General features: G+C 65.2%; 11 protein-coding genes. 5 read left to right on the forward strand and 6 right to left on the reverse strand.

Annotated elements, in window-relative coordinates; translation table 11 throughout:
• The first annotated feature begins 92 nt into the window (after nucleotides 1–92).
• The gene (locus NLM15_RS29900; protein ID WP_254121366.1) at nucleotides 93–1,052 is read left to right on the forward strand and encodes a lysylphosphatidylglycerol synthase transmembrane domain-containing protein; all 960 of its coding nucleotides are present in this window, start codon (nucleotides 93–95) and stop codon (nucleotides 1,050–1,052) included.
• Nucleotides 1,049–2,068, forward strand: a complete 1,020-nt coding sequence (locus tag NLM15_RS29905; protein WP_254121367.1) for a glycosyltransferase family 4 protein — start codon at nucleotides 1,049–1,051, stop codon at nucleotides 2,066–2,068. The genes NLM15_RS29900 and NLM15_RS29905 overlap by 4 nt, the downstream gene beginning before the upstream one ends.
• Here NLM15_RS29905 and NLM15_RS29910 read toward each other — a convergent pair.
• The 6 genes from NLM15_RS29910 to rfaD form a co-directional block, all read right to left on the reverse strand.
• Nucleotides 2,056–3,003, reverse strand: coding sequence for an NAD-dependent epimerase/dehydratase family protein (locus NLM15_RS29910; RefSeq protein ID WP_254121368.1), 948 nt, complete (start codon nucleotides 3,001–3,003; stop codon nucleotides 2,056–2,058). The two genes, NLM15_RS29905 and NLM15_RS29910, sit on opposite strands and share 13 nt — an antisense overlap.
• Nucleotides 3,000–4,220: a glycosyltransferase family 4 protein gene (locus tag NLM15_RS29915; protein ID WP_254121369.1), complete on the reverse strand. Its 1,221-nt coding sequence runs from the start codon at nucleotides 4,218–4,220 to the stop codon at nucleotides 3,000–3,002. The genes NLM15_RS29910 and NLM15_RS29915 overlap by 4 nt, the downstream gene beginning before the upstream one ends.
• A gap of 2 nt (nucleotides 4,221–4,222) precedes the next feature.
• Nucleotides 4,223–6,136, reverse strand: coding sequence for an SDR family NAD(P)-dependent oxidoreductase (locus tag NLM15_RS29920; RefSeq protein WP_254124490.1), 1,914 nt, complete (start codon nucleotides 6,134–6,136; stop codon nucleotides 4,223–4,225).
• A 99-nt stretch (nucleotides 6,137–6,235) separates the two neighbouring features.
• Nucleotides 6,236–7,519, reverse strand: coding sequence for an O-antigen ligase (locus tag NLM15_RS29925; RefSeq protein WP_254121370.1), 1,284 nt, complete (start codon nucleotides 7,517–7,519; stop codon nucleotides 6,236–6,238).
• Nucleotides 7,516–9,000: a D-glycero-beta-D-manno-heptose-7-phosphate kinase gene (gene rfaE1 / locus NLM15_RS29930; protein ID WP_254121371.1), complete on the reverse strand. Its 1,485-nt coding sequence runs from the start codon at nucleotides 8,998–9,000 to the stop codon at nucleotides 7,516–7,518. Before rfaE1 ends, NLM15_RS29925 begins: the two co-directional genes overlap by 4 nt.
• A gap of 12 nt (nucleotides 9,001–9,012) precedes the next feature.
• On the reverse strand, nucleotides 9,013–9,993 hold the full coding sequence (gene rfaD / locus NLM15_RS29935) for an ADP-glyceromanno-heptose 6-epimerase (RefSeq protein ID WP_254121372.1): 981 nt from the start codon (nucleotides 9,991–9,993) through the stop codon (nucleotides 9,013–9,015).
• 159 nt (nucleotides 9,994–10,152) lie between these two features.
• On the opposite strand from rfaD, the gene waaF reads away from it, so the two are divergent.
• The 3 genes from waaF (at nucleotide 10,153) to NLM15_RS29950 (ending at nucleotide 12,604) form a co-directional block, all read left to right on the forward strand.
• Entirely contained in the window at nucleotides 10,153–11,220 is a 1,068-nt protein-coding gene (gene waaF / locus NLM15_RS29940) for a lipopolysaccharide heptosyltransferase II (RefSeq protein ID WP_254121373.1), read from the forward strand.
• A 297-nt stretch (nucleotides 11,221–11,517) separates the two neighbouring features.
• Nucleotides 11,518–11,817, forward strand: a complete 300-nt coding sequence (locus NLM15_RS29945; RefSeq protein WP_254121374.1) for a hypothetical protein — start codon at nucleotides 11,518–11,520, stop codon at nucleotides 11,815–11,817.
• Between the two features lie 388 nt (nucleotides 11,818–12,205).
• Nucleotides 12,206–12,604 (forward strand): hypothetical protein, encoded by a 399-nt coding sequence (locus tag NLM15_RS29950; protein ID WP_254121375.1) that lies wholly within the window; start codon nucleotides 12,206–12,208, stop codon nucleotides 12,602–12,604.
• Nucleotides 12,605–12,776: the final 172 nt, after the last annotated feature.

Below are 12,776 nucleotides of genomic sequence, written 5' to 3' on the forward strand. Positions count from 1 at the left end.
AGATCGGCGCCAAGACCATACCAAAGCGGCCGAATTCGGCGCCCTGCGTCGGGTTGCCTCAAATCTTCGCAAACCCTGTTCATGCGGGCGAGATGCGCCGAATCCTGCTTTCGACGGCCAAAATCCTGATTTCCGGAGCGCTGCTCTATCTGGCGCTGCGCAAGGTCGATCTGACCGAGCTGTTTTCGCGCTTCACCGCGACCAGCCTGTTCTGGATCGGCGCGGCGATCGCGGTGACGTTCCTGCAAATCTTCGTCGGCGTGCTGCGCTGGCGCGAGGTCAGCGCCGCATGCGGCGCGCCGCTCGAGCTCGCCCGCGCCATGCGCTACAACGTGATCGGCGCGTTCTTCAACCAGACGCTGCCGTCGGCGATCGGCGGCGATGCGGTCCGGCTGTGGCTGGTGGCGCGCGCCGGCGCCGGATGGCGCGCGGCCACCTATTCCATCTTCGTCGATCGCGCGATCGGCCTCGTCGCACTCGCCATCGTCGTCGTCGCAAGCCTGCCCTGGAGCTACGATCTGATCACCGATCCGCACGGGCGCTCTGCGCTGCTGCTCGTCGACCTCGCCGCACTTGCGGGTGGCATCGGTTTCCTGATCTTCGGCGCGCTGAAGTGGCCTTGGCTGAAGACCTGGTGGGCTACGCATCACATCCACGCCTGCGCCGTGATCGCCAACCGCGTGATCTTCAGCCCGACGCGCGGGCCGATCATCGCGGTCCTGTCGCTGCTCGTTCACGTGCTCGCCGTCGTCATCGCCTGGTGCGTGGTGCAGTCGATCGCCGCACCGGTCAGCTTCGGCCAGACCTTCCTGCTCATCCCGCCGATCATGCTGATCACCCTGATGCCGATCTCGATCGCCGGCTGGGGCGTGCGCGAGGCGACCATGGGGCTGGCCTTCGGCTTCGCCGGGCTATCGTCCAACGAAGGCGTCAACATTTCGCTGCTGTTCGGCGCGGTGTTGTTCATCGTCGGCGCGATCGGTGGCCTGGTCTGGATCCTGAGCGCGGAAAAGGCCGCGCAGGGGTCGGCGCAGCTCGGGGTACCGGAGTGAGCCCGGTCACTGATGCCGTTGCCGCCGCGCCTTCGCTGCTTGCCCTCGCGATTGCCGCACTGATATCGGCCCTCATCACCTGGGCTAGCCGTCCCCTGCTCCAGCGCTACGCGCTGGCGCGGCCGAATGCGCGCTCCTCGCACCGCATTCCGACGCCGCAAGGCGCGGGCATCGCGGTGATCGCCGCGACGCTCGTCGTCACGTCGGCGTGGGCGGTCTGGGCGAACGTTCCGATCCCGCCCGCGCTCGTCGTTGCGACGATCGTGATCGCGCTGGTCGGGTTCGCCGACGATATCGTGTCGCTTCCGGTGCTGGCGCGGCTGGTGCTGCAAGCAGCCTGCGTCGGCGCGGTCGTGTTCACCGCGCCCGAGACCGCGCGGATCGTGCCGGCGCTGCCGCTCGCGCTGGAGCGCGGCCTCATCCTGCTCGCCGGTGTTTGGTTCGTGAACCTCGTCAACTTCATGGACGGGCTCGACCTGATGACGGTGGCGGAAGTGGTGCCGGTGACCGCGGCGCTGCTTCTGCTCGGATGGCTCGGTGACCTCTCATGGCCCAGCGTGCTGATCGCCACGGCGCTGTGCGGTGCCATGCTCGGCTTTGCGCCGTTCAACAAGCCTGTCGCAAGAGTATTTTTGGGCGACGTCGGCAGCCTGCCGATCGGCCTTTTGCTCGGATGGTGCCTGCTGGAGCTCGCCTGGCACGGGCAACCCGCCGCGGCGCTGCTGCTGCCAGCCTATTATCTCGCGGATTCCACCATCACCCTGTTTCGCCGCATCGCGCGCCGCGAGCAGTTCTGGTCGGCGCATCGCTCGCACTTCTATCAGCGTGCGACCGACAATGGTTTTGCGGTCCCGCGGGTGATCGGCGAGGTCTTCGCGCTCAACCTCGCGCTGGCCGTGCTTGCCATCGCCACCGTTCGCGCCGGCTCGATGGCGGTCACATTGCCCGCGCTTGTCGCAGGCGCCGTCGCGATCGCTTTCGTACTTCGGCGGTTCTCCCGCCCTCAATTCTCCTGAGCGGACAGTGCGAGCCGCAGGCCCTCGTCGAGGGTGACTTGCGGCTGCCAGCCGGTTGCGATCGCCTTGGAGAGGTTGAGCTCGAGCGAGCCGATCAGGCTGTCATGCGTGTCCTGCCGGCCCATCACGCTGAGCAGCGTTGAGAGCAGGTCCGGCGGCATGCCGAACATCCGCGTGTTCTTGCCGGCGGCCTTCGCCAGCCGCTCGATGAATTCGGGCGTCGAGACCTGCTCCCTGTCGGCGACCAGGAAGATCTCGAAATTGCTCGCAGGATCCGGGTGCGCGAGCCGGCGCAGGATGAACGACGACAGGTTCTGCACGGCCAGGAACGCGCGATGATTGCGGATCGCCGCAAAGGGCAGCGGCAGTCCCAGATTCACCGCGCGTGTCAGCAGCGCGAAATTGCCCTTGGCACCCGCGCCATAGACCAGCGGCGGCCGGATCACCGAAATCTTCATGGCGCTGTCGCGCGCCAGCGTCTTCAGGCCGGCCTCGGCCGCGGCCTTGGACATGCCGTAGAGGCCACGCGGCGTGAGGATGTCGTCCTCGCTGAACGGCGCACGGCCTTCATTGCTGCGGCCGTGCACGAGAACGGTGCTGACGAAGATGAACTGGCGCACGCCCGCGCTCGCCGCGGAGCGCGCCAGGTGCAGCGTGCCGGCGATGTTGACGTTGCGGTAGAGCTGGACCGCGTGCTCCTCGTGCTTGTGATGCACGCGCGCGGCGAGGTGAACCACCGCGTCGACGCCGTCGAGCGTGGCTTGCCAATCGGTTTCGGGACCGATCGATTCGATCACGACCTCGTCGTCGATCCCTTCCGGGCTGCGCACCGCCCGCCGGACCGACCATCCCTCGCGCGCCAGCGCGGGCGCGACGTGGCGGCCGACGAAGCCGCTGGCTCCCGTGATCAGCACGACTGGTTTCCGCTCGCTCATCGTTGCTCCGCCAGAACAGGATTGCGCAACAATTCGTCGATCAGGCCGGCATAGGCGTTCATCGCAATCGTCCGGTCGAATCTCGCTGCCGCCTTCACCGCGCGCTCGGCCATGGCGGCATCCTCGGAACGGGACGCCGCGCGGATCGCGTCGGCGAGCTGATCGGCGCGGCCCGGCGACACCACCCAGCCGAGCCCATTCTCCACCACGGTCAAAGCGGCCTCGGCCTCCGGCTCGGAGATCAGCGCGACCGGACGGCCGACTGCCAGCAGGTTGTAGAACCGGCTCGGCACCGACACCCCTGCAACGTCTTTCCGGTACGGAATGATCCAGAGATTGGCGGCCGCCAGGAACGCCTCGAGTTCGGCATCCTCGACCCGCGGCACGAAGGTGACATTGGCAAGGTTCGCCTCGGTCTGCAACTGCTTCAGACGCTCGAAGCCGATGCCCCAGCCCGAGAACAGGAAGTGAATGCCCGGCTCGTCCTTCAGGAGGCGCGCCGCCTCGAAAACGATCTCCGGATCATGGGTGAAGCCGAGATTGCCCGAGAGGCCGACGATGAAACGCGCGGAAATTGCCTTGCGGAACGGATTATCCAATGTGATCGGACGCGCCCCGGGCACGAGCGTCGCCCAGTTCGGAATGAAGCGGATCTTGTTCCGCGTCATCCCGGAATAGCTCAGCAGCGGCCGCTCGGCATCGCGGCCGATGGTGATGACGGCATTGAGCGCGCGGAACATCAGGCTGTTGGCGGCGCGCATCGCCCGCGTCACGATCGAACCGGGCTTCAGGAGACCCGCCATCACCAGCACGTCGGGGAAGAGGTCGTGCATGATCAGCGCCGAGCGCGCGCCCTTGACCTTCGCTGCTGCGGCAACGGCATAAGGAAGCATGAACGGCGCGGTGACGGTGAGCACGACGTCCCCTCGCCGCAGCGCCCGGGTCAACACGAAGAACGTCCGCGCCGCGAACAGCAGCTCGGACAAGCCGCGCCGGACCAATGCGGCCTTTCCCGCCATCTTGTTCTTGACGACAACGACGTGCGGCTTGCCCGGGCCGACCTGCGAATCCGGCAATGCGCCCGATGAGCCCGACAGCACCACGACGTCGTGATCCCCGGCGATGCGGCAGGCGATTTCGGCCATGATCGCCGCCGTCGTGCTCGGATCAGGCGGATAATGCTGGCTCGCGACGACGATCTTGCCTTGAGACTGCATGGTCAGGCCGCGGTCGATCCGAATTCCGGAACCGCATCCTTCAGGATGGTCTTGATCGTGGCCCTATCGTCCCGCGCGATCGCCTGCTCCAGCGCCGCGATCCATTTGCGCAGCGTCTGCATCGGCGGCTCGTTCGGCTGCGCGGCCATGATTCCGGCGACACCGATCTCGCGGGTCGGCTCCTCGGAGGCGAACAGGATCTCGTTCAGGCGCTCGCCCGGCCGCATGCCGGTGAACACGATCTCGATATCATAGCCGGGCTGGAGGCCCGAGAGGCGGATCATGCGCTCGGCGAGATCGACGATCTTCACGGGCTGGCCCATGTTGAGCACGTAGACCGAGACATCGGGACGCTGCGTTCCGAGCGCATGCGTTGCCGCCGTGATGACGAGATCGCAGGCCTCGCGGATGGTCATGAAGTAGCGGACCATGTCGGGATGCGTCACCGTCACGGGGCCGCCGGCCTCGATCTGGGCCTTGAACTTCGGCACCACCGAGCCGTTCGACGCCAGCACGTTGCCGAACCGTACGGAGATCAGCCGCATCGGCGGCCTCGCACCGCCGCTCCCCGCGACAAGATCGTGGTCGAGCGCCTGGCAGTACATCTCGGCGAAGCGCTTGGTGAGGCCGAGCATCGACACCGGCTCGATCGCCTTGTCGGTCGAGATCATCACCATGGCTTCGGCGCCGGCGCTGTGCGCCGCGTCGGCAACGTTGATCGAGCCGAAGATGTTGGTCTTGACGCCCTCGCTCCAGTCGCGCTCCAGGATCGGCACGTGCTTGAGCGCGGCGGCGTGGAACACGATCTGCGGCTTGAACTCCGCCATCAGGCGCATGATCCGCTCGCGGTCGCGGATGTCGGCGATCCGCCCTTCGATCTCGGCAGCCGTGCCGTGCGCGGCGAGCGCTTCCGTGACCGCGTAGAGCGCCGGCTCGGAATTTTCCACGATCAAGAGGCGCGCGGCGCCGAAGGCGACGACGCGCTCGCAGATCTCGGAGCCGATCGAGCCGCCGCCGCCGGTGACGATCACCGCCTTGCCCTTGATCAGGGCTTCGAGGCGCGCATAGTCGATTGTCTCGCTCGGCCGCAGCAGGAGGTCCTCGACCGCGACCGCCGTGAGTCGCGGCGTATCGCCGCTCTCCAGCGAGGGCATGCGGTTGACGATCACACCCAGCTTGCGCGCCCGCATCAGGATCGATTCCGGATGCGCTTCGGGCTCGAACGCCGACGGCGTCATGACCACGCGCGCAATCGCCTTGTTGCGCTTGGCGAAATCGGCGAAGACGTCCTCGATATCGTCGATACTGCCCAGCACCGGCACGTTGCGGATGAGCTGACCGAGATCGGACCTCGACGGCGACAGGACGCCGACCGGCCAGACGCGTTTGATCGCCCCGCTCTCGATGCCGCGGAGCAGCACCTCCGTATCCGCGGCACGGCCGATCAGCAGGGTCGGCGCGGCATCCTCGGTGCGGGCATGGCGCCGCACCCGCGTATAGCGGAAATAGCGATAGGCCATGCGCGAGGCGCTGAGAGCGGCGATCTCGAGGAACCAATAGAGGACGATGGTCACCTTGCCGAGGAAGAAGGCGCCGCGAACGTTGGGAGCGACGAAGATGTAGTCGAGCGCGAGCAGTGCAACCGTCAGCACGGTCGCGACCCGAATGATGTTCAGCGCGTCAGGCAGCGATATGAAGCGCCATTTCGTCGTAGTCAGGTTGGAGAGGAAGAACACGACCACGCTGAAGGCGAGGAAGTAGGGCAGGATCCGGAACAGCAGCGGCAGGCGGTCGAAGAAGCCGTCGCCGCCCTCGAAACGCAGGTAGAAAGCCGCGAACAGCGCCGCCGTCGTCGCCAGCAGGTCGTGGAGCGCGATCAGGAAATTGCGCAAGGTGAGATGCGAAAGACGCGTCATCCGCCGGCCGATGAAAATCCAGTTAGGTGCAACCTGACCGCGCTGATAGCCCATCTGGCACAGACATGCCAGCATAAGACTTGCCAGCCGCGCGGCCGTTCAGGAACCGGCTTCCCCCACCTTCGCCCCGGCCTGTTGTGCCCGGATCACCATGCCGCCGGCGACGCCGACGCCGATGACGTACATCCAGCCCTCGTGGAAGTCGAACAGATGGGAGTTGAACAGCGAGGTGAAGACGTTCTGCACCACGACCAGAAGGCCGACCCAATAGGCCAGCCCGTCGCCGCGGAACAGCAGTAGATGCAGGATCCAGATCGCGTAGAGAACGGCGATGCCGAGAACGCCCCATTGCACCGCGACGTTGAGCGTCTGGTTATGCGGGTTGCCAATCACCTCGGCGGAGGCCTGGTAGCCGCTTCCCGTCTTCGCCTGCTCGAACAGCCCGCGCGTCGAGCCGGTGCCGTGGCCCTTGATCGGCGCCTCCGCGAAGAAGCCGAGCGATTTCCGCCAGAATTCGAGCCGCAGGCCCATCGAGGTCGGCTCGCCCTTTTCCACATAGCGCGTGTAGTCGCTGACAAACGTGTCGGCAGTCTTGCGCAAGTGCGGCGATGCCTGCCAGGCGAGGGCCGCGCCGGCGAGCAGCGCGACAGAGATGATCGCGATGCTGCGCCATCTCAAATGCAGCAGCGCGAACACGCCGAACATGATCGGAACAGTGACGAGCGCGGTGCGCGATACCACCACGAAGGCCATGTTGACGAAGAAGCTCAGCGCCAGCGCCGTCAGGAGTCCGGCAAGCCAGTATCGCTTCTCACGCAGCAGCATCACGATCGGATAAGCGAGCGCGACCGCGCACAGCGTGAATTCCTGGCTTTGGTTGATGTAGTTCTTGACGAAGATGCCGCGCTCGAGGTGGTCGGACTTCAGCGTCAGGCCGGGATAGAAAGCGACCAGCCACGACATCACCGACAGCAGCGCGCAGGACACCAGGAAGGCGATGAAGATCCATTGGCCGCGCGGCGAGCGCTCGAAATGATAGAGGAAGACCGGCAGCACGAGCAGCTTGACGGTCGGACTGAGCGCATAGATGCGCGCGCCCCAGGCCGCATCCGACCACAGCGTGCCCACCAGCGCGAGCAGGACCAGCGCGATCGGCGCCGCTGCGATCGGGCGCTTCAGCGATTGCAGGAATGCGCGGACGTCGAGAAACGGCACGATGCAGACCAGGAACGCGGCGTTGAAGATCGCAGCGAGCGAGGTCGACCAGGGCAGCGACGCTACGGTCAGGATCGCGAACAGGTCGGCCGTCTCGCACCAGGCAGCCGGGCTGCGCAGGCGCCGCCCCAGCATCTGGAAGGTCGTCTCCCGGACAAGCGTCGTCACTTGCCCCCTCCCCGCGCGCGATGAACCAGCGCGGTCGTGCTGAAACCCTGGAGGATGTCGACCAGCACGACCGTTCCGCCGGCGGCTTCGACGACTTCATGGCCGACCACCTGCTCGCGGGTGTAGTCGCCGCCCTTGACCAGCGCGCTCGGCTTGATCCGTGTGATCAGGTCGATCGGCGTGTCCTCCTCGAAGATGACGACGAGATCGACGGCTTCGAGCGCCGCGAGCACTTCCGCACGCGCCCGCTCGTCCTGAACCGGGCGATCGGCGCCCTTCAGCCGCCGCACCGAGGCATCGCTGTTGAGGCCCACGATCAGGCGGTCGCAGGCGGCGCGCGCCGCAGTCAGCACCTTGACGTGGCCGGGATGCAGGATGTCGAAGCAACCGTTGGTGAAGCCGACGCGCAGGCCCTGCCTCTTCCACTCGGCGAGCTGCGCCTCGAGCGTATCAGGCTCGAGCAAGATCTTCTCCTCCGCAGCGAGATAGGCCTGCGGCAGGATCTTTCGGCGCAGCTCGGCCGCGCTCACGCTGGCCGTGCCCTGCTTGCCGACGGCGACGGCAGCGGCGGCATTGGCCATGCGCAGGGCTGTGTCCCAGTCCGCGCCTGCGGCGAGCGAGACCGCGAGGGCCGCTGCGACCGTGTCACCCGCGCCGGAGACGTCGCGCACCTTCACGGGGACGGCCGGAACATGAACGGCCTCGCCGTTGCGCGGCACCAGCGTCATGCCGTGCTCGCCTTGCGTGACCAGGATCGCCTCGCAATCGGCGAGCCGCATCACGTCCTCACTGGCGTCGACGATGCTCTGCGGCGTGTCGGCGCGGCTCCGTGTCGCCTCTGAAAACTCCTTGCGATTGGGCGTGAGCAGCGTGGCGCCGCGATAGATCGCCCAGTTCAGGCTCTTGGGATCGACGATCACGGGCTTGCCGAGCTTTCGCGCGGCGTCGATCGCGTGGCGGATCACGCGCGCGGTCAGCACGCCCTTGGCATAGTCGGACAGCAGCACGATGTCGGCGCGCGCGATCTGCGGCAGGATTGCTTCGATCAGCCCGGTCTCGATGTCGTCGGAGGCAGGCGCCGCATGCTCCCAATCGGCGCGCAGCATATGCGTGGAAAAATGCTCGGAGACGAAGCGGACCTTGCGCGTAGTCGGCCGCGACGGATCGCACACCAGCACGCTTTCGATGCCGTCGTGCTCAGCGAGCGCGGCCTTGAGCCGTGCACCGGCATCGTCCTCGCCGACGAGGCCGACGAAGATGCAGCGCGCGCCGAGCGAGGCGATATTGCGCGCGACGTTGCCGGCGCCGCCGATATGGATCTCGCTGCGCTGCGCGGCAATCACCGGCGCCGGCGCTTCCGGAGAGATTCGCGACACCTCGCCATAGACGAATTCGTCCAGCATGATGTCGCCGACGCACAGGACCGTGCGGCCTGAGATGGCTTGCGCGAGGGCGTCGAAATCGAGAATGGGCGTCGGCATGGTCCTGGAGCCTCAGCGGAAACGGTCGGGCCGGTCGAGATAATCCCCGACATAGGCCTTCACCGCATCCTCGAGCGTCGTGAAGCCGCCGTTATAGCCGGCGCGCTGCAGGCGATCGACCTCGCTCTGGGTGAAGTATTGATAGCTGCCACGGATCTGCTCGGGCATGTCGACATATTCGATGTTCGGCTTGCTGCCGAGCGCGGCATAGGCAGCTAGCATCAGGTCCTTGAAGCTGCGCGCCTTGCCGGTTCCGACGTTGAAGAGACCGGACACCGATGGCGTCGCCAGCAGCCACATGACGACGCGCACGACGTCGTCGACATAGATGAAATCGCGGCGCTGATCGCCGTCGGCGATGCCCTCGCGATGCGATTTGAAGAGCTGCACGACACGGCCCGCTTTGACGTCGTCGAACCGGCGCGCCAGCACGCTCATCATCGAGCCCTTGTGGTACTCGTTCGGGCCGAACACGTTGAAGAATTTCAGCCCGGCCCATTGCGGCGGCAGCCGATCGCCCTTCGCTGCGCGTTCGGCAACGGCGAGATCGAACAGGTGCTTGCTCCAGCCGTAGAGATTCATCGGCCGCAATTTCTTCAGCGCGGAGACCGAGGCGTCGTCGTCAAAGCCTGCCTCGCCGTCGCCATAGGTCGCCGCGGACGAGGCGTAGATGAACGGCACGACGCCCGCCGTGCACCAGTCCAGAAGACGCATCGACATGCGGAAGTTGGTCTCGAATACGAGGTCGCCGTCGGTCGCGGTGGTCGCGGAAATCGCCCCGAGATGGATCACCGCGTCGAGCTTGCGGCCTTTCAGCCAATCGAGCAGCTCGGCCGGCGGAACGATATCCACAAGCTGGCGCTTGGCGAGGTTGCGCCATTTGCCGTCATTGCCGAGCAGGTCGCAGACGACGACGTCGCTGCGGCCGGCGTCATTCAACGCGGCGACGACATTCGATCCGATAAAACCGGCCCCGCCGGTCACCAGCAACATTCCACCTACCCTGCCCGATGTTTTATGGCCCGGTCCTGCCCTAGCGCATGATCCACCAAAGTGTAAGCGGTTTTGGGTCAGCTCCGTCCCGGCTTTACCTGCCGGCCCGGAGCGGGTAACCGAACCGCCACATCACGCTCCCTCCGGTCCTATTAACGAATGAACCAAGATTCGCAATTTAGCCGAGATGCAGATCGGAGCGACACCCGCCCGATCCTGATCATCCCCTATATGTGGATTGGCGATTTCGTCCGGAATCATACCGTTGTCCGGGTCCTGAACGAGCGCTGGCCGAATCGGCCGGTCGATCTCCTCACCACCTCCCTATGCGCCCCGCTGGTCGATTACATGCCCGGCGTGCGTCAGGGGATCGTCTGGGACCTGCCGCGCAGCCGGCTGGCCGTGGGGCGCCAGTTCGGCCTGGCGAAGCTGCTGCGTGAGCGGAACTATGGCACCGCCCTGGTGCTGCCCCGGACCTGGAAGGCCGCCATCGCGCCCGCGCTGGCCGGCATCCCTGAAAGGGTCGGCTTCGTCGGCGAGTTCCGGTTCGGCCTGCTCAACCGCTGGCGCTGGGGCGAGAAGAAGCTGCCCCGCTTCATCGACAAGAACGCCGCCCTCGCCCAGCCCGACGGCGCGCCTTTGCCGCCAGAATGGCCGGTCCCGCAATTGCGGGTCCCGGCTGACGACATCGCCCGCTGGCGGCAGGCCAACGGGCTGAGCGCCCGTGCCGCCGTGGCGCTGGCCCCCGGCTCGGTCGGCGTCTCAAAGCGCTGGACCTACTATCCGGAGGCTGCCCGCTTGCTGGCCGAACGTGGGCTGGAGGTCTGGGTGGTCGGCGGCCCCGCGGAAAAAGGCCTCGCCCAGGAGATCGTCGCGGCCGGCGGCCCGGGCGTGCGGGACCTCACCGGCAACGATTTGCGCAACGGCGTGCTGGCAATGGCCGCGGCAGGCGTCGCCATCTCCAACGATTCCGGCCTGATGCACATCGCAGCCGCCCTGGGCACGCCCACCATGGGCATCTTCGGCCCGACCAGCCCCTACCTCTGGGCGCCGTTGAACGGCCTTGCTGCAACCGTGGTCCAGGACAAGAGCGTGCTGTCCTGTCAGCCCTGCCAGAGCACGATCTGCAAGATGAACGACCACCGCTGCATGCGGGATATCGCGGCGAGCGAGGTGGTGGGAATTGCGCAGCGGGTGCTCGGGGATCACGCTCAAGCGACAACCTAAAGCGCGATGACGATCCATCCTGATCTCATCGCGCTTTAGTCGGGACCGCTCGACACCCGAAAGGCGACCATTGAGCCTGCCGGTCCGACACCCGGTCAACAGTCGTGAACACACCCAAGCGTAAAGACATTCAAGCGCACGGCGCAGAAAAGGGCAGCGCGGGTGCCACTTGCCAAGGGTGAACCAGGATCACGTCGGCCGAGACGAATCCTCATCGAGACGCGAACAGAGGTTTAGCTCCTCAACGTCGCTCGATACATGCCTCTTGAACAGTTTACACAACGATGGAGGTAACCCATGCCGATCGTTCAATTCACCCGATTCAAGACCGACAAACCCGAGGAAATGGTCAAGATCGTCAGACAGGCAAAGAAGATCTTTGAGAAGCATGGCGCCGAATTTCTCCGGCTCTCCCGCTTCCATACTGGCGCGTGGGCAGGAGAGTTGCTGGTTGCGACGCGCTACGCCAATTGGGAAGTTTACGGCAAAGTGCAGGAAGCCGTGGCAAATGACCCGGAGTTCGCGCAAGTGCAGGCTGATGGAATGAAGATTGCCGAACTTCAGGGCCGCAACATCGCCGTCAGCATCGATCTCTGAAGCATGATCCGGAAAGCGCGAAGCGGTTTTCCGGGAAGATCATGCTCCAACGATAACCTGAGGCGCGACGACGGTTCATCCTGATCTCATCGCGCCTCAGTCGGGCGCCGCTCCCCCAACCGTGGCAAGCGCGGAGGCCGCGGGACATGTTCGGTGGCCTGTCTGAATTCTGACAAGCCGGGCGACCCATCGCGTTACGCTGCGCCCTGCCGCAAGCAGACGGGCGTTCTGCAGGTCCTTTGACCTAGATCAACAACAGTTTCGCCAGTTCGTCGCACCCAAATGCGACGCAAGACCGGTACGAAGGACCACATCTTAGTGCTTACTGCGCCTTCTCGGCGTCGAAGAGGCTGATTCAGCGACATTGCCCCTTTAGTCGGAGAGTTTCATGAGGACCTTCAATCCCTTGGTGACGGCATTACTTCTCGTGACGCAATCGGCCTCGATACAGGCTGCGGATTTGAACGGAGCCTGGTCAATCGACGCCTCGGCCTGTGGCCAAATGTTCACCAAAGAGAACAACAGGCTTGCCTTCAAGAAAGATGCCGATCTCCACGCGGGCGGCCTGATCGTCCAGGGAAAGCAAATCACCGGCACATTTGAAAAATGCACCGTCAAATCATTGCGCGACGACGGGCCGAACATGCGACTGATCGCGTCGTGCTCGGACGGCGTCGCGATTTCAGACGTGACATTCGATCTGACATTCTCCGGCGAGAATAACATCACGCTCAGCTCCAAGGAGCCGGTGCCAGTGCAAATGCCGTATGTGCGCTGCCCAATGTGAAGTCGACCACGACGGCGTCGAGGCTGTGCCGATGATGACATCATGCCGGTGCTTTGCCCGACGAGTCAAATCTTCTTCGTAAAATCAGAATAAATCGTCGACGGCCGCAAGTCATTGATTCTGCTGGCCCCGGCTACTGTGCATGGGGTTGTTTTCGCGGTTTTTTGCCTTG

Source organism: Bradyrhizobium sp. CCGB20 (assembly GCF_024199855.1).
Lineage (GTDB): Bacteria > Pseudomonadota > Alphaproteobacteria > Rhizobiales > Xanthobacteraceae > Bradyrhizobium.

Bases quoted from the DNA above. Each gene is read 5' to 3' on its own strand.
- NLM15_RS29900 (WP_254121366.1), top strand. From the start codon at position 93: ATGCGCCGAATCCTGCTTTCGACGGCCAAAATCCTGATTTCCGGAGCG.
- NLM15_RS29910 (WP_254121368.1), bottom strand. From the start codon at position 3,003: ATGAGCGAGCGGAAACCAGTCGTGCTGATCACGGGAGCCAGCGGCTTC.
- NLM15_RS29915 (WP_254121369.1), bottom strand. From the start codon at position 4,220: ATGCAGTCTCAAGGCAAGATCGTCGTCGCGAGCCAGCATTATCCGCCT.
- NLM15_RS29920 (WP_254124490.1), bottom strand. From the start codon at position 6,136: ATGACGCGTCTTTCGCATCTCACCTTGCGCAATTTCCTGATCGCGCTC.
- rfaE1 (WP_254121371.1), bottom strand. From the start codon at position 9,000: ATGCCGACGCCCATTCTCGATTTCGACGCCCTCGCGCAAGCCATCTCA.
- rfaD (WP_254121372.1), bottom strand. From the start codon at position 9,993: ATGTTGCTGGTGACCGGCGGGGCCGGTTTTATCGGATCGAATGTCGTC.
- waaF (WP_254121373.1), top strand. From the start codon at position 10,153: ATGAACCAAGATTCGCAATTTAGCCGAGATGCAGATCGGAGCGACACC.
- NLM15_RS29945 (WP_254121374.1), top strand. From the start codon at position 11,518: ATGCCGATCGTTCAATTCACCCGATTCAAGACCGACAAACCCGAGGAA.
- NLM15_RS29950 (WP_254121375.1), top strand. From the start codon at position 12,206: ATGAGGACCTTCAATCCCTTGGTGACGGCATTACTTCTCGTGACGCAA.